Origin of the sequence: Epilithonimonas zeae, assembly GCF_900141765.1 — a bacterium.
Taxonomy (GTDB): Bacteria; Bacteroidota; Bacteroidia; order Flavobacteriales; family Weeksellaceae; genus Epilithonimonas; species Epilithonimonas zeae.
On the sequence record NZ_FSRK01000003.1, the window covers coordinates 33,427 to 54,156 of the forward strand.

Consider the following 20,730-nt stretch of genomic DNA (forward strand, 5'->3'; position numbering starts at 1 on the left):
AAATTAATTCACTATTTCAGCATTGCTGATGGAAGATTTCCCTGTTACTTTATCTTCTTTCTTCTTTCCTTTCAGGAAGTCATAAGCCGTAGCCGATGCAATGAAGATGGATGAATAAGTACCGAAACCAATACCAATCAATAGACAGAACATAAATCCTCTCAGATTATCTCCACCGAAGATGAAAATTGCCAAGATTACCAAGATCGTAGTGAAAGACGTGTTGAACGTTCGACCGATTGTACTAGAGATTGAATCATCAAACAATCCAGCCAAAGTCAATGCTTTTTTCTCACGAAGATATTCTCTAATTCTGTCAAAGATAATTACGGTATCATTAATTGAGTAACCAATTACCGTCAAAATCGCCGCAATGAAATCTTGGTTAATTTCCATATTGAAAGGCATCACTTTGTAGAACAATGAGTAAACACCTAAGATCACCACCGTATCGTGGAATAGACCAGCAACCGCTCCAAGAGAGAACTGCCATTTGTCAAATCTTACCAAGATGTAGATGAAGATACCAAGCAGTGATGCAGCTACTGCCAACATACCGTGTGTTTTGATATCATCCGCCACTGTAGGTCCAACTTTGGTTGAAGAAACAATACCTGCGTGACCTTTATCTGCAGACTTAAATTCTGCTAAAGTCATACCTGCTGGTAATTCAGACTTCAATCCTTCGTATATTTTTTGTTCTACAGTCTGGTCGGCTGTTAATGACTCGTCATCAATCAAATAATCGGTTGTGATTTTCAATTGAGAAGAGTTACCAAATGTTTTAGCTTCTACGATGTTATTCTGACCATCTGCAGTTACCATCAATTTGCCGATACTAGCTTCAATTTTTTCTGCATCAACCGGTTTTTCGAATCTCACTACAAAGTTACGTCCACCTGTGAAATCAATACCATATTTGAATCCGTTGATTGCGATAGATCCAATTGCGATTACCATTAATATACCTGATACGATGTAAGACCATTTTCTTTTTCCGATGAAATCTAACCAAGTATTTCTGAAAAGATTTTTGGTAGGTGCAGTCCAAACAGAAAGCGTTTTTCCTTTTTCCAGTCTGCTGAAAATCATTACTCTTGATAATAATACCGAAGTAAACAATGTCATTACCAGTCCAATCATCAATGTTACTGCAAAACCTTTAATCGGTCCAGTTCCGAAGATATAAAGAATCAAAGCGGTGATGAAAGTCGTTGCATGACCATCAATAATCGCAGAAATCGCGTGTTTGAAACCATCTTTATAAGCTTCCATAATTCCTTTTCCAAGGAACAATTCTTCTTTGGTTCTTTCATAGATAATTACGTTCGCATCTACCGCCATCGCCATAGATAAAACGATACCCGCAATACCAGGAAGTGTAAGAGTAGCATCCACAGAATCCATAATTCCGAAGATGTAGAACAAGTTAATGGTCATTGCAATAACTGCATACACACCTGCTCCACCGTAATAGAAAATGATGTAAACAATGATAATAGCAAATGCAATAAGGAACGACATAATACCATCATTGATAGACTCCGCGCCAAGAGATGGACCTACAACGTCTGCCTGTACAATTTTTGCACCTGCAGGCAATTTTCCAGCACCTAGAACATCTACTAAATCTTTAGCTTCTTCCTGAGTAAAGTTTCCGGAAATCTGAGTTCTACCGTTAGGAATCACTTCATTTACAGAAGGCGCTGTGTACACTCTGTTATCCAAAGTTACAGCAACTACTTTACCTTTGTTTTTTTCCGTCATTGTTTTCCAATCACGAGCTCCCTGAGAATCCATCTGCATATCTACCACGATACGACCCAATTGGTCATAGTTGATATTTGCAGATTCTACGGCACCGTCAACTGGTGCTTTCTGAGTGATATTTCCACGGATAGCGTATAATACAAGACTGTTAGAAGTATTATTCTCAGGCTTGTAACCCCACATAAACTGGGTGTATTTCAAGTTAATAGGTCTTGCTTTGATAGCCGCATCACTATTAAGTAATTTATTTACAACTGCTGTATCAGACAATTTTACATTGGCAACAGCATTTCCAGGTGTAGAATTCAATTGAATCAAGTTCATCAAATTCGTAGTTTTTGCAACACCAATAGAGTCTCCTTTAGCTTTAATCAATTGATCCAACTGAGAGAAATAAGGAACAACTTCCTGCATTAACTGTACTTCCCAAAACTGAAGTTTCGCAGAAGTTGCCAACATTTTTTTAACTCTGTCGATATCTTTGATACCAGGCATTTCCACCAAGATTCTTCCAGTTCCAGGAACTCTCTGAACGTTTGGCTGCGTAACACCCATTTTGTCGATACGTGTTCTAAGAACTTCATAAGCTGTTCCAACAGACGCATCTATTTTCTTTCTTACGATATTTTTTACCTGATCATCCGGCGTGTTGAACTTAATCTCAGAAAGATTAGTATTACCGAAGATCTCAGGATCTGCAAGTTTTAGGTTGGTTCCTTTTTCTTTGTTAACCGCTTCGAACTGGGTGAAGAAATCCTCGATGTATTGTTTACTTGAGTTTTTCTGAGCTTTGTCGGTTCTGTTAAGTGCTTCTATTAAAGTAGCATTTGTAGAATAATTACTAAGATCGTTTACCAAATCTCTTTGGTTGATCTCTAGCAATACGTTGATACCACCTTTAAGATCCAATCCGAGTTTCATTTCTTTCTGTTTAGCAGAAGCATAATCCAGTTTTGTAAAACCTAAATTAAGCGTGTCTTTAGAAAGTCTGTCGAGTTCGGCTTGGTATTTCACCTGATTCTCACCTGCAACGGCTCTTGCTTCTTTTTCTATTTTATTGGCATAGAAAGAAGGCAGAAGCTCATTGAGACAAATCAATCCAAGAACGATGGCAACTAGTGTAACGAGTCCTTTTCCTTGCATTTTCTTACGATATATATAATTTTAGTCGGCAAATATAATGATTTATAGTGGAAATAAGAATTTGAAAATGAGAAATATGCGGACATTGGCTATTTACAAATAATATATCTTATTTTTTTAATAAAAATCTGATAAAAATTGACGAATTTTAAAGATTAAATAAAAATAATTAAATTAGGTATTAATTTTGATAATTTAAATAACCAATTCTAAAATAATCAGTTATGAAAAAAATCTTACTTATTCTTTCCTTCGCTTTTGCCTCGGAAGTCCAATCTCAACAAATTTCTCTGGAAGAGTTTGCAACCGCCTCCAATCCTGTAGAAATTATCGCTTCGCCAACCAATGACAACAGACTTTTTGTTGTTCAACAATCTGGAACCATCAGAATTTTGAACACCAACGGAACATTTGAAACCGCTAATTTTTTAAATATCACTGATAGAGTCAATTTCAGTGGTGAAATGGGTTTATTAGGGTTGGCTTTCCACCCAAACTTTGTCAACAATCGCTATTTCTATGTTTATTATAACAGAGCTGGCAGAACAATTACGGTTTCCAGATTTACAGCCAATTCCAGCAATCCAAACACAGCGGACGTGGCTACTGAAAAAGTGATGTTATCCATTCCAAAAAATAATACCAATCACAATGGCGGAAGTATCCATTTTGGCGCTGATGGTTATCTATATATTTCCACTGGTGATGGCGGAGGCGCCGGCGATACTGACAACAATGCGCAAAATAAAAATTCTCTTTTGGGAAAACTATTGAGAATAGATGTTAATTCTGAAAATGCTTATAATATCCCTTCCGACAATCCCTTTGTTGGCGTTGATGGAGCGGATGAAATCTGGGCTTACGGATTGAGAAATGCTTGGAAATATTCTTTTGACAGAACAACTAATAACCTTATGATTGCTGATGTAGGACAAGGTGCAATTGAAGAAATCAACAGAGTTTCTGCCACAGTTCCAGCCGTTAATTACGGATGGCGATGCTATGAAGGTAACAACAATTATAATATCTCGGGTTGCGCCAATTCTTCTACGATGACTTTCCCAGTTGCAGAATATAATCATTCCGGTGGAAAATGTTCTATTACGGGTGGCTATGTTTATAGAGGAAATCTCTACACAGACCTGATTGGTAAATATCTTTTTGCCGATTATTGTTCAACCCAAATCGGTATTCTTGACAATACAACAATTACCTGGACTTCTGCTTTTTCGGGAAATATGTTTACAACATTCGGGGAAGATAATGACAAACAACTCTACATTGCTGCATCTAACGGAAAGATTTTTAAAATCAAAACCAATAATCTGGCAGTTTCTGACCTTAATAAAAATCAAATTCTTGTAACACCTAATCCTGCAAAAAATACAATTTATATCAAAAACCTTAACGAGAAAAATATTTCTGCAGAAGTTGTTGATTTATCAGGAAAGATTGTTCATCAGGCTTTGGTTTCTGATATTAATACGTCATTTGATGTTTCCGGGTTAAAAACAGGAACTTATATTCTCAATCTTAAAAAAGGAGGTATGAGAATTTTGACTACAAAAATTATTAAAGAATAAAATATTTATAAATCTTCGAGAATCGTAGACTTTAAAATACTTATTAAAATAAAAGCCTTCCAGATATAAATTCTGAAAGGCTTTTTTAATATTAATCTGGATTAAATTTTATTTTGTCCAGGTGATTCTCGTCGTTTTCACATCGTGAGAATTGGTTCCGATCATCAAATCGAAATCGCCAGCTTCCCAATCAAATTTCAATTGGCTGTTATAGAACTTCAAATCTTCCGGAGAGATTTTGAACGTTACTTTTTTGCTTTCCCCAGCTTTCAAATACACTTTTTGGAAACCTTTCAGTTCTTTAACCGGTCTTGTAATACTTCCAATCAAATCTCTGATATAAAGCTGAACCACTTCTGCTCCGTCATATTTTCCACTATTGGTCAATGTTACAGTCGCTTCGATTTCTGCATTTCCAGTTGGTTTTGCATTCGAAACTGAAACATCAGAATAATCAAATTTAGAATAACTCAAACCATATCCAAACGGATAAAGCGGCGTGTTACACTCGTCCAGATAATTGGAACGGAATTTATCAAAATTACATTTCTCAGTATTCTCGGCACTTAATGGACGACCCGTATTTTTAGCATTATAATAGATTGGAACCTGACCAACACTTCTTGGGAAAGTCATCGGCAACTTCGCCGAAGGATTCACTTTTCCGTAAAGCACATCAGAAACTGCGTATCCAGCCATACTTCCGGGGAACCATACATTCAGGATTCCGTCTGCCAATTCGGATTCTTCCGTTAAAACCAAAGGACGACCAGTAAATAGAACTAAAACAATTGGTTTTCCGGTTTTCTTAAGTTCTCTCAACAATTCTTTTTGAGTTTCCGGAATTCCGATATCTGTTCTGGAGCTTGATTCTCCACTCATTTCAGCACTTTCTCCAATTGCTAAAACAATTACATCTGCTTTGCTCGCAACTTCCACAGCTTCTTTTCTGATTTGGTCAGCAGAACGGCTGTCTCTGTCTGCCGTTTTACCGAACATTGTTGCTCTTTCTTCCATTGTTGCAGATTCGTAAATGTTGCTTCCTTTTGCGTAGATGAAATTTACGTCCTTGCCAACAGTTTCTTTAAGACCTCTTAATAATGAGATGGAATTGGCGTGTTTTGCAGCAACGCTCCAGGTTCCTGGCATATTAACTGAGTTATCAGCCAATGGACCAATAACAGCAACCGTTCCTGATTTTTTAAGCGGAAGAACCTGCTTGTCATTTTTCATCAAAACCATAGAATTTGCAGAAATAGTTCTTGCTGCTTCCAAATGTTTTGGACTGAAAACTTCTTTCTGAGCTCTTTTGGAGTCTGTATATTTGTAAGGATCATCAAAAAGACCAAGGTCATATTTGGCTTCCAAGATTCTTCGTGCTGCATCTGTAACAGTTTGTTCAGAAACTTTACCTTCAGAAATTGATTTCTTCAAAGTTTTAAGGAAACCTTCTCCAACCATATCCATATCAACTCCAGCGTTCATAGCTAAGGCTGAAACTTGTTGCAAATCTCCCATTCCGTGATCTACCATTTCATTGATTCCTGTATAATCCGTTACCACAAAACCTTTGAATTTCCATTGGTCTCTAAGCACATCCGTCATCAACCATTTGTTTCCTGTTGCAGGAACGCCATCAACTTCGTTAAAAGAAGCCATCACAGAACCAACTCCAGCTTCAACAGCCGCTTTGTATGGCGGAAAATAATTGTTAAACATTGATACGTGGCTCATATCAACCGTATTGTAATCTCGTCCACCTTCCGGTGCTCCGTAAAGCGCGAAGTGTTTAAGACAAGCCAACATGGTATTATTTTTTGAAAGATCTGTTCCCTGATAACCAAAAACCATCGCCTTTGCAATCTCACTGCCTAAGTATGGATCTTCGCCAGAACCTTCGGAAACTCTACCCCATCTCGGATCTCTGGAAATATCTGTCATTGGAGAGAACGTCCAGTTGATTCCGTCTGCTGTAGATTCCTGGGCTGCAATCTGAGCTGATCTTTGGATTAAATTAATATCCCAAGATGAAGCTAAACCTAATGGAATTGGAAAAGAAGTTTCGTAACCGTGAATTACATCCATCCCAAAAATCATTGGAATTTTCAAACGGCTTTTCTCTACTGCTACTTTCTGAACGTCGCGGATTTTATCAACACCTTTGATATTGAATAATCCTCCGACTAAACCTTGTTCAATTTTTTTACCAATATCGGAACTCTGAGCTGTACCAGTTGTGAAATCTCCTGATGAAGGCAAATTCAGCTGACCAATTTTTTCATCCAAAGTCATTTTGGAAATCAAATTATCGATGAAAGCTTTTTTCTTTGACTGGTATTTTTCTGTTTGATAAGACTGAACCGGTTTGGTTACAAGTTCCTGTGCCAAAAAATAGGGCGAAAGTGCCAATGCAGCAAGGATTACAAACTTTTTCATATGTTATATTTATTATTTTTTTAATTTTTAATTTTCTTCAAAGATAACATCCATTCCCATAATTTCGGGTCAGAGTAAGTAGAATCCCAAGAATTATGATTGTCATTTGGGAAGATAGTCAATTCTGCTTTTGGATTGATTGGATGTAATTTTTGATAGAAGTTGAAAGCATTTTCCGGAAGAACAACATCGTCCATTCCGCCGTGGAAAATTTTCAGATTCATATCTTTGTAGTTGTGGATGTTTGCCCACATTACACGATCTGTCGGCGCACAGACTGATGCGACTGCGGCAAACATTTCGGGATGTTCTCCTGCCAATTTCAAAGTTCCCCAACCACCCATTGATAATCCGGTGAGGTAGATTCTGTCTTTGTCGATTTTATATTTTTCTGAAATCTCTTTAATCAGGAAATAAACTGCATCTGTATCCCACCAAGTATTTGCTGGACATTGAGGCGCTAAAATCGCAACAGGTTCTTTGATTAAATTCCTGTAAGTAAAAGGACTGTGTGCTTTTACAATTTCCAAATCATTACCTCTTTCACCAGAACCGTGAAGAAAAACAATCAAAGGGATTTTGTTTTTTACATCTTTTGGAATATCCAGAATGTAGGATAACTTTTTCTGAATTTTGACTTCTTTATTAAACTCAGCTTTGATTTCCTGTGCTGTTGCAAGAGAAGAAAATCCGAGTAAAAAAAGAATGATGTTTTTTAATTTCATATTTTAAATTTTCAAAAAATTTATTTGAGACTTTGGATCCTCTACAAATTGTTGAATTTTTATTTTATGTCCAATGCCCTAGCCCCGATTGCAACGGCATCCTTTTTTTGTTTTGTAGAAATTTTATTTTTATGACTGAACCTTCTAAACAAAAAAAGATATAGTGGAAAGCGGGAATAGCTCCTAATTTTTTTATTATTTCAAATTGAGACAATAAATTTTAGTTTTTAAAGATACTACTTTTTGACTATTGGATTTGGTGTTCTGTGGACTTAAATCCAATTTTCTTGAGTCCGCTTCTGATTTCCGGTGCATTCATAAAAAGATTCCACAACAATCCTGTGCGGTAATTCTCAATCATTGGCGCAATAGTTCCCTGATCGATAGCGAGATAGCGAGGTGTTGTCCAATCTCCGAAATTGAGCGAGGTTGCATCGTATGGTCCAGCTTGCCCAATAAAATTCGGCTTTTCATCATATAAGAACCTCAAAACCGCCATTGATTCTTTTGGTGTGTAAGGCATTGAGCTCAACGCTGCCGTCGGAGTAATTACACCCAAATCTTCTTTCATTGGTTGATGTGCGGCATAACCAACAGAGCCATCTTTATTTCTTGTATAACCGGCGGTAAGTCCCCAATATTTCTCAGAATACCCTTTATACTTTAATGGATTTTCTACACAATATTTGTAATCTATAAGAACATGATTTCGGTTTAAGTCCCAATAACTTTTTACGTATTTGTCGGAAAGTCCTCTTGGATCTAGACCTAAATAGGAATATTGTGACCAGAATAATGGACCCCCAAATTCTTCTGCGTAATTATGTTTAACGTACAGTGGAAGTCCATATTTTGTTCGGTCTGTTGTGTAAGTTCCGTTTCTTGACCAGCCTTTGTTGTATGTTTCGGAGTCGATGGAATAATTGGGTGAGGATGCGGCTAAAATGTAAGTTATCAGACATTCATTATAACCTTCCAGTGGGAAGTTCATTTCCCAGCCGTAAGATGGAGACCAATGCCAGTAGAGCACTTTTTCGCCACCTTTTGTATACCAGTTCCATTCTATCCCTTTCCAGAGTTTGTCCATTTTCGCTGCCAGAGCTTTTTCTTCTGCATTTCCGTTCTTGAAATATTCACGGACACAAATGATTCCTTGTGTAAGAAAAGCAGTCTCTACCAAATCTCCGCCATTATCTTTTTTTCCAAAAGGAACGACTTTACCCGTTTCACCATTGATCCAATGCGACCAAGCCCCGTGAAAACGATCTGCTTTTTCTAAGAAATCTGCAATATGAGTTAGTCTTTTTACAGCCTCCTGACGTGGAATGAATTTTCTATCAACGCCAACTAAGATTGTCATCAGCCCAAAACCTGAACCACCTGTTGTAATAACGTGCTTGTCGTTATCCGGATAGATATTATCTTCGTGATAACGCTCTCTTCCCAACAAAGACTTTGGTTCTGCGAAATCCCAAAAATATTTGAGAGCATCGCTTTGGACTTTGTCCATTAGTTGGTTGTCAGTCAGGTTTTTTGAAACTGTTTTTGTTTCAGTAACTGTTTTTGAGACCTGAGCGTTTTTGCAGGAAAGTAGAACTGATAAGGATATGATTGATATTGATAGTAGGTTTTTCATAAGGTCTTATTTCATATTAAAATTAAAAAAAGAGGAGAATTAAAACTCCCCTCTCTTTATTATTTAGGCTATAAAAAATTAATTATAACCAGGATTTTGTGTTAATACACCTTTACTGTCAGTAATAGCTCTTAAAGGAATTGGAAACAACTCGTTTTTACCTTTTTGAAACCCTTTAGGACCTAAAAATTGCTCTGCTTGGCCAGTTCTAACCAGATCAGGGAATCTATCCATCTCCATCGCTAGCTCAACTCTTCTTTCTTGCCAAATAGCTGCTCTAAGTGTAGATTGAGTTGATGCTGGTGTTTCTCCAAGATTTGCTCTAAGTCTAATCTTATTAACATTTGCTATTGCTACACCAGTATTACCTAATTCATTAGCAGCCTCTGCATTAATTAATAAAATATCAGCAAATCTCAAAATTCTTATGTTTTGGATCGATCCATATCCACAAGCATTATTGTTAAGTGATGAAGGAACATAAGTTTTATAATTCCAAGTATTGCCCGCTTGCGGATCTCCTTTTTTTATAAGATCCCCTTCTGGTGTAGTCTCACCTTCTCTAAGAATAGTAAATTGTTTTCTTACATCACCGGGCTCAAATGCATCTTCCAATGCCTGAGTAGGCGTAAAGAATCCCCAACCATATTGGTTTCTTACACCTTGAACTTCCGCATACTGACTACCTCCAAATTCAGGAGAACAACCGCAGTTCACTTCAAAAACTGACTCAGTTCCAAATTCTCCAGCCGGTCTAAATAAATGATTAAAATCAGGATCTAATTTATACCCCATTCCAATTACTAAGTTAGATGCATCATACGCTTTTTGGTATTCCTTCATGTAAAGATATACTTTTGAAAGCAATCCCAAAGCACCACCTTTTGTAACTCTCCCTTCTTGACCAGCAGGATATGTTTGCGGTAAAATTTCAGATGCTTCAGTTAAATCCTTAACAATAAATGCATATACCTCTGCTGCAGTATTTCTGGGCTGGTTTATATAATCCGTTTGTAATCCATCAAAAATAGGAACGCCACCATATATTCTTACTAAATTAAAATAGAAGTAGGCTCTCAACATTTTAGCTTCTGCAACCAATCTAGTTTTAAGAGCTGTATCCATGTCAATATTTGGAACATTAGTAATTACTTGATTAGCTCTTTGGACTGCCTGCCATTGACCTGTCCAATAGCCATTGACTCCATCATCACTAATTGTAAAAGAAAAATTATCATATGCATTGATAAAAGATGCATCTCCAGGATTAGATCCTTTTTCTACATCATCACCCGTCACTCCAAATACATATTGTGCTGGGAACCCACTATTCTCCCAACTTCTTAAGAAGCTATATATAGCGTTCGTCGCTTTCATAGCATCGGCTTCCGTTTTATAGAAATCGTCAGCTATTACTACCCCTTCTGGTTTGATATCCACAAAATCATCACTACAACTTGCAATTACCGAAAATATGGAGAGTGTTAAAAATATTTTTTTCATGATTTTTCTAATTAAAATGTTAAGTTCATACCCATTGTATAAATTGCTGAAATTGGATAGATATTTTGATCAATACCCATTTGTACTCTGTCCTGATTCATGATCTCTGGAGAGAATCCATTATATTTGAAACTAGTCCAAGGATTTTGTGCACTTAGATAAATTCTCAGTTTTTTAACAGATAGAGATTGTGCAATTACTGATGGCAAATTATATCCAACTTGAATATTTCTGATCCTAAAATAGCTACCGTCCTCAACATAGAAACTGTTTGGCAAAATAATAGACTGGTTAGAAGTAATCATAGAGTTAGTATTAGATGTTCCTGCTCCACGCCATCTGTTGTTATACATATCTAAATCCCAACTCTCGTTACCATATCTTTGCTCGCGATTATAATTGTAGATTTTATTACCAAATACACCTTGGAAATCGATCCCAAAATCGATAGAATGAACTGTTAAGTTAAATCCGAAACCATAAGTTCCTTTTGGGATTGGGCTTCCCAAAAATGTTTTATCTCTTGTATCAATAACTCCATTACCATCTAAGTCAGCAAACTTAAACCAGCCTGCTTTAGCACCAGTTTGTCCAGAACCAGCAGCCTCAGCATCTGTTTGGAACACACCATCAACTTGGTATCCATAGTAAGAACCAACTGCTTGTCCAGCTTGTAATCTTACAATTGAATTTCCGAATAAACTAGCACCAGTTTCTAAGAATGACCCTTGGTAGACACTTGTAATCTCATTTTTAAGAGACGTGAAGTTACCATAGAAACCTAGTTTTACACTTTCACTAAGATCTGTATTATAATTTGCAGATACTTCAAATCCTTTATTTCTAAAAGAATAAGCATTAGTGATAAAATCATACGGATTACTAGCTCCAGAAATAGTAGCCTGATTAACTCCGTAAACTATATCTTTTGATTCTTTATTATAATATGTTCCTTCAACTTTTAGTTTATTATTTAAAAATGCCATCTCAACACCAAAGTCTGAACCCGTTGTTGTTTCCCAGCCAATAGATGGATCAATAACTCTATCAACTGTTGCTGCGGCATATCCAGTATTACCATAATATGCACCTCCACCAATGTTAGTTACAATCGCAGAAAAATCTCTCTTAACTCTCGGGTTACCTAACTCTCCCCAGCTAGCTCTTAATTTTAACAAATTAAAAATGTTCTGCTCACTCATAAAACCTTCTTTAGAAACTACCCAACCAACACTTATAGCAGGGAAAGTTTTATATCTGTCTGTTGAGATTTGTGAACTAGCATCTCTACGTACAGATGCATTTAAAAGATATTTCCCAGCATAATCATAATTGATTCTCCCAAAGAAAGATTCAATTCTTTGTTGATCCTGTGTAGCGGCAGGTCTACCATTGGTAACTGCAGCCGCAGTATCTTGATAATTAAAAATATCTGTACCATTTCCGATATTTAGAGATCCATTAGTACCGTCATAACTTACATTCTTAGCAATCCAAACATCTTCTGATCTAGAATCTCTGATTCTTGAAAAACCAGCTAACAATTCTAAATTATGATTACCAAAGGTCTTTTTCCAATTAATTGTATTATCCCAAACATAATTTCTATATCTATTAGTTCTGGTTATCAAATTAGAAATAGTTGGGTTTGGTATATAAGTTATTGCTGGAGTATATTCATATTGCACAGGAGTATAATTATCTGTGGTATAACTACTTCTAAAAGTAAAATCCTTTAAAAACTTAATATCAACAAAAACGTTATTAAGCATTCTTTCTTGTCTTACCTGTGATCTATAAAGATCCAAAGTTGCTCTTGGATTGGCAATAGAATAACCATTAAAAAACTGATAAGTCCCTGTTGCAGAATTAATTGGACCAAATAACGGTGGAGAGTTACGTGCATCTAACAAAGGATTATTTGCAACGTCAGTCCGTGTTTTCGAAAAAGAAAAATTATCTCCAATTGTAATATTATCAGTGATTTTATAACTCAAATTCAATTTTGTATTGAACCTGTTAAAACCACTTCCTGAGTTAATACCTTGCCCAGCAGCTAAATTACCTTCATCCTGAAGATATCCTACACTACCATAATAATTCAACTTCCCTAAACTTCCCGAAGCAGAAAAATCATTAGAATTAATGATACTGGTACGGAAAATTTCTTTAAACCAATCTGTATCTGCTGGAAAATCTGCTCTACTAATTGACCCTGCAGAAGACCCATTGTCATTCAACAATTTCTCATTGTACAATTCAACATATTGATCTGCATTTACCATTTTTGGGACGTTGGTAACAGTTTTGATTCCTAAATAAGAATTAACATTAAAAACTGGCTTACCTTTTCCACTTTTAGTTTTAATAATCACCGCTCCATTTGCTGCTTTAGCACCAAAAATTGCTAAACTGGAAGGATCTTTTAAAACACTCATTGATTCAATATCCTGAGGATTTAGGAAAGAAATATCTTCTGTCAACATTCCATCAACGATAAAAACCGTATTACCAGTTAATGAACCGACTCCACGAATATCTACCCTAGGAGAACCACCTGGCGTACCAGATGTAATAACACTTACCCCAGCAAGTTTTCCTTGTACAGAGTTTAATGGGTTAGCATTCGGTTTATCTGCCAAATCTTTTGCTGTTACAATTCCGATACTCCCAGTAACATTCTCTTTTTTCTGTGTACCATATCCAATCACAACCACTTCCTCAATCTTGTTTTCTTTCGCAACAGTATCTTGTGTGGATTGTGCATGCAAATCACCGCCAAAGTATAAAGCAGCAATCAACAATGGTAATTTTACATAATTTTTTCTCATAATATTCTTAAGTATTATTTTCTTACACCGAATATAAATCTTTTTATTAACACAATGTTAATTTTAACACAAAATTTTAATTAATTGTAAATCAAATAATTAAATAGTTATTTCATAAAGAATCAATGAATCAATTGAAAAATAGTGTCCCCATTTTATGGCTCAATATTTGTCTATTTAACATAATTAATGAATTAATTACTCATTTTGAGTTATTAAGTTAAACATGCTTTAATAACTTATATCCAATCAAGAATAAATCAACTAAACATATAAATTATGAACACCAACAGATTATCCTATCAGATGCAAAATGCATTGATAAAACAAATGACAAAAGAAGCACATGCATCACAAATTTTTCTCTCTTACGGTTGCTGGGCAGATGTAAAAGGCTATGGTGGAATTGCTAATTTCTTATACAGACATTCGCAAGAAGAGAGAAACCATATGATCAAATTTATGCGTTACATTCTCGACAGAGGTGGCGAAGCTAAAGTAGAAGCTATCCCTGCTCCACCTGAAAATCCTCAAAGTTTAACGGATTGTTTTAACAAAGTTTTCCAGCATGAAGTTGATAATACAACAGCTATTTATGATATTGTCAATTTATCATTCGAAGAGAAAGATTGGGCGACTTGGAATTTTATGCAATGGTTTGTGAAAGAACAGATCGAAGAAGAAAAATTGGCTCTTGAACTGATTGATAAATTGAAAATTGCAGGTGGAGACAGTGCGACGGACGAATCTCTATTTACTTTGGACAAAGCTTTGGAAGCAGCAGCAGATGAAGTTTCATTACCTCAGGAAGCAACGGCTGAAAATCCTTCTTAACATCAAATTAAATATCACTAACTTTGGTCTCCGTTTTTTACGGAGATTTTTTATTAATCCCAAGACTTAAAATTAAATGGCAGATATTATAGATAGCAATCACGCAAATCCAGAAGAATTTTACAAATCACTGAAAGAAAAATTAGAAGAACAACATAATTTTCCGGAAGAATATCTCTTCAAATTCATTGTGACAAGTGATTCTGAAAAAATAACAGAAATATTAAGAGTATTCGATAATTTGAAATACACTTTATCCAACAAAGAAAGCTCTACTGGAAAATACACTTCTGTTTCTATCGATTGCTTTGTATTAGATGCTGACCAAGTCATTAGCATTTATAAAAAAGTAGCAACCATCGAAGGTGTAATGATGTTATAATTTTGGTTTGAATCTTGTATTTTAAAATAAAATTTAAGGTTATGAAAAAGTCATTTTTTAAATTTCTGAATAAAATAAATGTTGCTATTCTACCCAAATACAGCAAAAGAGATTTCACAAAATTGAATAAACTTCAAAAAGCTATTTTCGGCTATCGTTATTTGGTTTTAATCAATTCACTAGACTAACAAATCATCAATTTAAAATAAAAAAAGCGCTCAAAATAATTTGAGCGCTTTTTATTTATATGATTAATTCAATTAAGAATTCTCCAAAATATAACTGAACATCAATGGCGCACAAATCGTCGCATCACTTTCAACAATGAATTTCGGAGTTGTAATATCTAATTTACCCCAAGTGATTTTCTCATTTGGAACCGCTCCGGAATAGGAACCGTAAGACGTTGTAGAATCAGAAATCTGGCAGAAATAACTCCAGAACGGAATGTCGTGCATTTCCATATCCTGATATAACATCGGCACTACACAAATTGGGAAATCACCAGCGATTCCACCTCCAACTTGGAAGAATCCAACACCTTTTCCACCAGAATTTTTCGGATACCAATCAGCCAAATAAGCCATATATTCGATACCAGATTTCATTGTAGAAAACTTCAAATCTCCTTTGATACAATAAGAAGTAAAAATATTTCCCATTGTAGAATCTTCCCAGCCTGGAACTACGATTGGTAAGTTTTTTTCCGCCGCAGCAATCATCCAAGAGTTCTCTCTCGGGATCTCGTAATACTGCTCCAGAACACCTGACAAAATCATTTTGTACATATATTCGTGCGGGAAATAACGCTCTCCTTTATCATCTGCATCTTTCCAGATTTCATATATATGTTTTTGCAATCTTCTGAAAGCCTCTTCCTCAGGGATACAAGTGTCAGTTACTCTGTTAAGTCCTCTTTCCAACAAGTCCCACTCTTCTTTCGGCGTAAGGTCTCTGTAATTTGGAACTCTTTCGTAGTGCGTGTGTGCCACAAGATTCATCAAATCTTCTTCAAGATTCGCTCCAGTACAAGAAATGAAATCTACTTTACCTTGACGAATCATCTCTGCCAATATTTTCCCTAATTCTGCCGTTGACATTGCTCCTGCAAGCGTAATCATCATTTTCCCACCATCTTTTAGGTGTGCAACATAAGCTTTGGAAGCATCTACCAAAGCAGCCGCATTGAAGTGCAAATAATATTTTTCTATGAACTCAGTAATCGGTTTGCTCATTTTGTTTAAGATTTTTGCAAAGATAAGGATTTGTTTGGATGTCAGAAGTTGGAAGTTGATGATTTCAATAATAGAATTGTCAGTCTGAGGCTCTCGAAGACAAATAAAAAAACAAAATCGTCAGATTTTTTCCATATAAATTTCTTGATTAGAAAGCCTAAATTTATTTGGTCAGCTTATCCGCCTTTAGTTTCTCCTAAGCTTAGTCGAAGCGCTCCCAAACCTAACAGAGTGGTTCGACTAAGTCAATCTTTTCACTCCACTACGTTTGCGTAAAAAGGATTTCCGCTCAAATCGGGCTGCAGATTCAACATAAATTCACGTTTTCTCATTTATAATTGACGACTAAACTTGACGAGCGACTATAAGGCTCAGGTTCTCGAAGCCAGCTATTTTAAAGACTTTATTAACTGTATTTTATCTTAATTATTCACTCTTGCGACTTCATCAATTAAACCTTACTTTTGCAAATTCAAACAAAATATAGAATACAATGCTTTCGGTTCAGGGATTAGGCTTACATCACGCAGGAAATTATCTTTTCAGAGACACCAATTTCACCATCAAAAAAGGCGATAAAATTGGATTGGTCGGAAAAAACGGAGCCGGAAAATCTACGCTTCTTAAAATTCTTTCTGGAGAAATCAATTTCTACGAAGGGAACGTGGTTCCAGAAGGCAATATCACCATTGGATTTCTAAAACAAGATTTAGATTTTGTAAAAGGAAGAACGGTTTGGGATGAGACGATGCAGGCTTTTGAACAAATCAATGCTTTGAAAGACGAGTTGGAAGAAGTCAACAACCAATTGGCAACCAGAACCGATTACGAAAGCGATGCGTACACAGATCTTATCAACAGAATGACGGATCTGAATGATCTTTTAATGAATCACGACGCGTATAATCTGGAAGGTGATGTAGAGAAAATATTATTTGGATTAGGTTTCAAAGCGAGTGATTTTCACAAAATAACCGATGAGTTTTCCGGAGGTTGGAGAATGAGAATCGAATTGGCAAAACTGCTTCTTCAGCAAAACGATTTGATGCTTCTGGATGAGCCTACCAACCACTTGGATATGGAATCTATCATTTGGCTGGAAGAATTTTTGAAAGATTATCCAGGCTCAATGTTATTGGTAAGTCACGACAAGCAGTTTATGACTTCTACTTGTAATCGAACTTTCGATGTGAATAATAAGAAAATCGATGATTACAAGGCCAATTATTCCAAATATCTTGAGCTGAGAAAAGACAGAAAAGAAAAACTCATCCAGGCTAAGAAAAATCAGGATGCTGAGATAAAACATACCGAAGAATTAATCAATAAATTCCGTGCGAGTGCTTCCAAAGCTTCATTTGCGCAGTCATTGATTAAAAAATTGGAAAAAGTAGAACGTATCGAAGTTGAGAATGAAGATGTTTCTAAATTCAACATTCGTTTTCAGCCTTCTGTAACGCCAGGAAAAGTGATTTTCGAAGCAAAAAATCTTGGGAAAGCTTATGGTGACAAACAGATTTTTGACAACGTAGATTTCTTTATCGAACGTGGTGACAGAATTTCTCTTTTGGGACAAAACGGACAAGGAAAAACGACGTTGGCGAAGATTCTTGCAGGCGATATCACAGATTATTCCGGAGAATGGAATTTGGGACATAATGTGAGCATCGGATACTTTGCTCAGAATCAGGAAGAAGTTTTGACGCCTGAAAAAACTGTTCTACAGGAAGCAGAAGATTCTGCAACAGAGGAAACCAGACCAAGAGTTCGTGACCTTTTGGGATCTTTCTTGTTTCAAGGTGAAGATGTTACAAAGAAAACCAAAGTTCTTTCAGGAGGTGAAAGAAACCGTCTGGCGTTATGTAAATTATTGCTTCGTCCGTTCAACACTTTGATTATGGATGAGCCTACGAACCACTTGGATATTCAGTCTAAGGAGATTATCAAATTGGCGCTTCAGAAATATGAAGGAACATTAATTGTAATTTCTCACGACCGTGAGTTCCTGCAAGGTTTATCAGATAAAATCTTCGAATTCCGTGATGGGAAAATGAAAGAATTCCTTGGAAACATTGATGAATACCTGGAATACAGACAAAAAGAAAGCATCAGAGAAATTTCTGTTGAAAAGGCAAAACTGCATCAGGAAGAGGTTGAAGAACCAAGGCCGAAGAAACAAGAATCCAAACCAGTAGCCAACAACAATCAACCAACTACGATTGTTAGCAAAGAACAAAAAAACATTCAGAACAAACTGAAAAAAGTTGAGGAAAAAATTTCTGAACTGGAACTGAAAATCGAAGAATTCGAAGCATCTTTTGCTAAGGAAAATCCTTCTGAACAAGTTTTGGAAACTTATAACAAAACCAAAGAAGCACTGGATCTGACTTTGCAGGAATGGGAATATCTTGGGAGTCAGCTGGAAGGTTAAAATTGAAATCAAGCTATAATATAATCCATTCATTTCGAATGGATTTTTTGTTTAAGATATTTGCATTTGTTTTCGTAATTTCACTCATTTGAAAAATTATTTTGATGAAGTTCTATATAATAAACTTAGTATGGTCAAATTTAAAGATATCGAATATAAACATTTAGCTGACAAAATCAGAGATAATATCTTTGATGTATCTAACGACTACAAAACTTCAATTTTTCTATGTGGAGCAGATATAAATGATAGTAAATCTACACGATACAAAGTAGCACAATTATTTGAAGATTGGTGGTCTAAATATTATTATAGAATATATTATCCTGAAGATATATTTGATGAATTATTATATAGTTCTGAATCAAAAGATCTTCTTTCACTTGAAGGATTGTTAGCTAAAAGTGTTGATGTTATAATTATGATACCTGAAAGTCCAGGATCTTTTGCTGAACTAGGAGCATTCGCTAATGATGAGAATTTGAGAAAAAAAATGATTTGTATCTTAGATATTAAATACAAAAAAAATAGAAGCTTTATAAATCAAGGTCCTGTTAAACTTGTTAAGAATGTAAATCCAAGTAATGTTCTATTTCTAGATTTAAAAAATATAGATCAAAATAAGAAGCAAATCCAATCTGTAATAAAACAATTAATTAAAACAAATTTCATAAATAAGAAAGAGATCAGTCTATTACAAGCTGACAGTTTCATATTACCTATATTATACCTTTTAGAACCTGTCAATAGGTTAACAATATCAAAAATCTTAAAATTCGCTATGAATGAGGATGAAGAGAATGCGTATCAAGCTACCTATTCAGGACTTACTACTTTAATCAAAAAAAACTATGCTGAGTTAACATTAACTGGTTATAAACTTACTCAATCAGGGAAAAAAGAGTTTTTGAAATTCAAAAATCCATATCCAAGAGTTAAAAATTCAGCTGGTGGTAAAATACTTGATAATTTAAGATTAGATTTATTAAATTTGATTTATAGAAATAAAAGGCTAAAGATGTAGAGGTAATATTATTTAGACCATTTTTTGGAGAATAGTGGTTCGCTATTCGAGAAGTAAAACTATATTTTATTTGTGCAATTAAAATAATTTCCTGCGGGCACTCGAAAATTATTTTAATCACGTAAGACTTTAGAAAGTAAATAATATTACCCTACGCTTTTCAATATGACTAGTACTATCAGACTCAAAATTCTAGGACTACCAAACATTACTGATTTGGAAGATTTCGCTTATTTAATTAATCTTTCAAAAAATTCTATTTACCAATTATCTAAAAACTCTGAATATTACTATAAAACTTACCAAATAGCAAAGAAAAATGGTAAATTAAGAGATATTTCTCAACCTAACAAACAACTAAAAGGAATACAACTTTGGATTTTAAATAACATACTAAACAAGCTAAAAGTATCTGAGTATAGTAAAGGTTTTGAAAAAGGACAATCAATCTCAGATAATGTAAGACCTCATATTTTTTCAAATTGTTTATTGAATATTGACATTAAAGACTTTTATCCAAGTATTAATTCGATAAAAGTTTATAATTTATTTAAATCTATTGGCTACAACAATTTGATTAGTACCTTATTAACAAATATTTGCACTTATAAAAATTCTTTACCACAGGGAAGTCCTTGTTCTCCAAAAATATCTAATTTAATTTGTTGGAAAATGGACTCAAGACTTCAAGGTTACGTTGGAAAAAAAGGTATTATATTTACAAGATACGCTGATGATATAACCTTCTCAAGTATTATGCCAGATAAATTGATAGGTGTTTTACCTTTTGTGGAAAAAATAATAATAGATGAAGGATTTACCTTAAATAAATATAAAACTAGATTTACTGGAAAATTGAGAAGACGTGAGATTACCGGATTAGTTATTTATGATAATAACTTCGGTATTGGTAGAAAAAAACTCCGTATTATTAGGAGTAAAGTTTATAATTTTACAAAAACTACTGACAACGTAAATCATAAAGCCCTTCATCATTTATATGGATGGATGAATTATATTAAAAGTGTGGACGAGGTTCGATATAAATCGCTTTTAGAATATATTAAATTATTATATCAAAAAAATCCTAAAACAGACATTAAAACACTTTACAATTATTATAATTCTTAACGATATTAAGAATTTTCCTAAATTCTAGGTTGTTCATAATTATGATATATTTTCTATTAAAAGTTA

At 35.0% G+C, this 20,730-nt stretch carries 14 protein-coding genes; 7 read left to right on the forward strand and 7 right to left on the reverse strand.

Annotated elements, in window-relative coordinates; translation table 11 throughout:
• Window positions 1–3: 3 nt before the first annotated feature.
• Entirely contained in the window at window positions 4–2,913 is a 2,910-nt protein-coding gene (gene secD / locus BUR19_RS16380; RefSeq protein ID WP_074236560.1) for a protein translocase subunit SecD, read from the reverse strand.
• 224 nt (window positions 2,914–3,137) lie between these two features.
• Here secD and BUR19_RS16385 point away from each other — a divergent pair, with 224 nt between their 5' ends.
• The gene (locus BUR19_RS16385) at window positions 3,138–4,496 is read left to right on the forward strand and encodes a PQQ-dependent sugar dehydrogenase (protein ID WP_074236561.1); all 1,359 of its coding nucleotides are present in this window, start codon (window positions 3,138–3,140) and stop codon (window positions 4,494–4,496) included.
• A 108-nt stretch (window positions 4,497–4,604) separates the two neighbouring features.
• On the opposite strand, the gene bglX is transcribed toward BUR19_RS16385, so the two are convergent.
• The 5 genes from bglX to BUR19_RS16410 form a co-directional block, all read right to left on the reverse strand.
• Window positions 4,605–6,932 (reverse strand): beta-glucosidase BglX, encoded by a 2,328-nt coding sequence (gene bglX, locus BUR19_RS16390; RefSeq protein WP_074236562.1) that lies wholly within the window; start codon window positions 6,930–6,932, stop codon window positions 4,605–4,607.
• 20 nt (window positions 6,933–6,952) lie between these two features.
• Window positions 6,953–7,657 (reverse strand): carboxylesterase family protein, encoded by a 705-nt coding sequence (locus BUR19_RS16395; RefSeq protein WP_074236563.1) that lies wholly within the window; start codon window positions 7,655–7,657, stop codon window positions 6,953–6,955.
• 247 nt (window positions 7,658–7,904) lie between these two features.
• Window positions 7,905–9,293 (reverse strand): glucoamylase family protein, encoded by a 1,389-nt coding sequence (locus BUR19_RS16400; protein ID WP_074236564.1) that lies wholly within the window; start codon window positions 9,291–9,293, stop codon window positions 7,905–7,907.
• 78 nt (window positions 9,294–9,371) lie between these two features.
• Window positions 9,372–10,796: a RagB/SusD family nutrient uptake outer membrane protein gene (locus BUR19_RS16405; RefSeq protein ID WP_074236565.1), complete on the reverse strand. Its 1,425-nt coding sequence runs from the start codon at window positions 10,794–10,796 to the stop codon at window positions 9,372–9,374.
• An 11-nt stretch (window positions 10,797–10,807) separates the two neighbouring features.
• Window positions 10,808–13,627 carry a SusC/RagA family TonB-linked outer membrane protein gene (locus BUR19_RS16410; protein ID WP_074236566.1) on the reverse strand — a complete coding sequence of 940 codons (2,820 nt, stop codon included), beginning with the start codon at window positions 13,625–13,627 and terminating at the stop codon, window positions 10,808–10,810.
• 279 nt (window positions 13,628–13,906) lie between these two features.
• Between BUR19_RS16410 and BUR19_RS16415 the strand changes: the two genes are divergently transcribed.
• The 3 genes from BUR19_RS16415 (at window position 13,907) to BUR19_RS19005 (ending at window position 15,031) form a co-directional block, all read left to right on the forward strand.
• Window positions 13,907–14,461, forward strand: a complete 555-nt coding sequence (locus tag BUR19_RS16415) for a ferritin (protein ID WP_074236567.1) — start codon at window positions 13,907–13,909, stop codon at window positions 14,459–14,461.
• Between the two features lie 76 nt (window positions 14,462–14,537).
• Window positions 14,538–14,843, forward strand: coding sequence for a DUF493 domain-containing protein (locus BUR19_RS16420; RefSeq protein ID WP_074236568.1), 306 nt, complete (start codon window positions 14,538–14,540; stop codon window positions 14,841–14,843).
• A gap of 41 nt (window positions 14,844–14,884) precedes the next feature.
• Window positions 14,885–15,031, forward strand: coding sequence for a hypothetical protein (locus tag BUR19_RS19005; RefSeq protein WP_175565927.1), 147 nt, complete (start codon window positions 14,885–14,887; stop codon window positions 15,029–15,031).
• A gap of 72 nt (window positions 15,032–15,103) precedes the next feature.
• On the opposite strand, the gene BUR19_RS16425 is transcribed toward BUR19_RS19005, so the two are convergent.
• Window positions 15,104–16,078 carry a deoxyhypusine synthase family protein gene (locus BUR19_RS16425; RefSeq protein ID WP_074236569.1) on the reverse strand — a complete coding sequence of 325 codons (975 nt, stop codon included), beginning with the start codon at window positions 16,076–16,078 and terminating at the stop codon, window positions 15,104–15,106.
• Between the two features lie 493 nt (window positions 16,079–16,571).
• Between BUR19_RS16425 and BUR19_RS16430 the strand changes: the two genes are divergently transcribed.
• The 3 genes from BUR19_RS16430 to BUR19_RS16440 all read left to right on the forward strand — a co-directional run bounded on the left by BUR19_RS16430 (window position 16,572) and on the right by BUR19_RS16440 (window position 20,664).
• Window positions 16,572–18,509 (forward strand): ABC-F family ATP-binding cassette domain-containing protein, encoded by a 1,938-nt coding sequence (locus BUR19_RS16430; protein WP_074236570.1) that lies wholly within the window; start codon window positions 16,572–16,574, stop codon window positions 18,507–18,509.
• A 130-nt stretch (window positions 18,510–18,639) separates the two neighbouring features.
• Window positions 18,640–19,533 (forward strand): retron St85 family effector protein, encoded by an 894-nt coding sequence (locus BUR19_RS16435; RefSeq protein WP_139297401.1) that lies wholly within the window; start codon window positions 18,640–18,642, stop codon window positions 19,531–19,533.
• 165 nt (window positions 19,534–19,698) lie between these two features.
• On the forward strand, window positions 19,699–20,664 hold the full coding sequence (locus BUR19_RS16440; protein WP_074236572.1) for a retron St85 family RNA-directed DNA polymerase: 966 nt from the start codon (window positions 19,699–19,701) through the stop codon (window positions 20,662–20,664).
• Window positions 20,665–20,730: the final 66 nt, after the last annotated feature.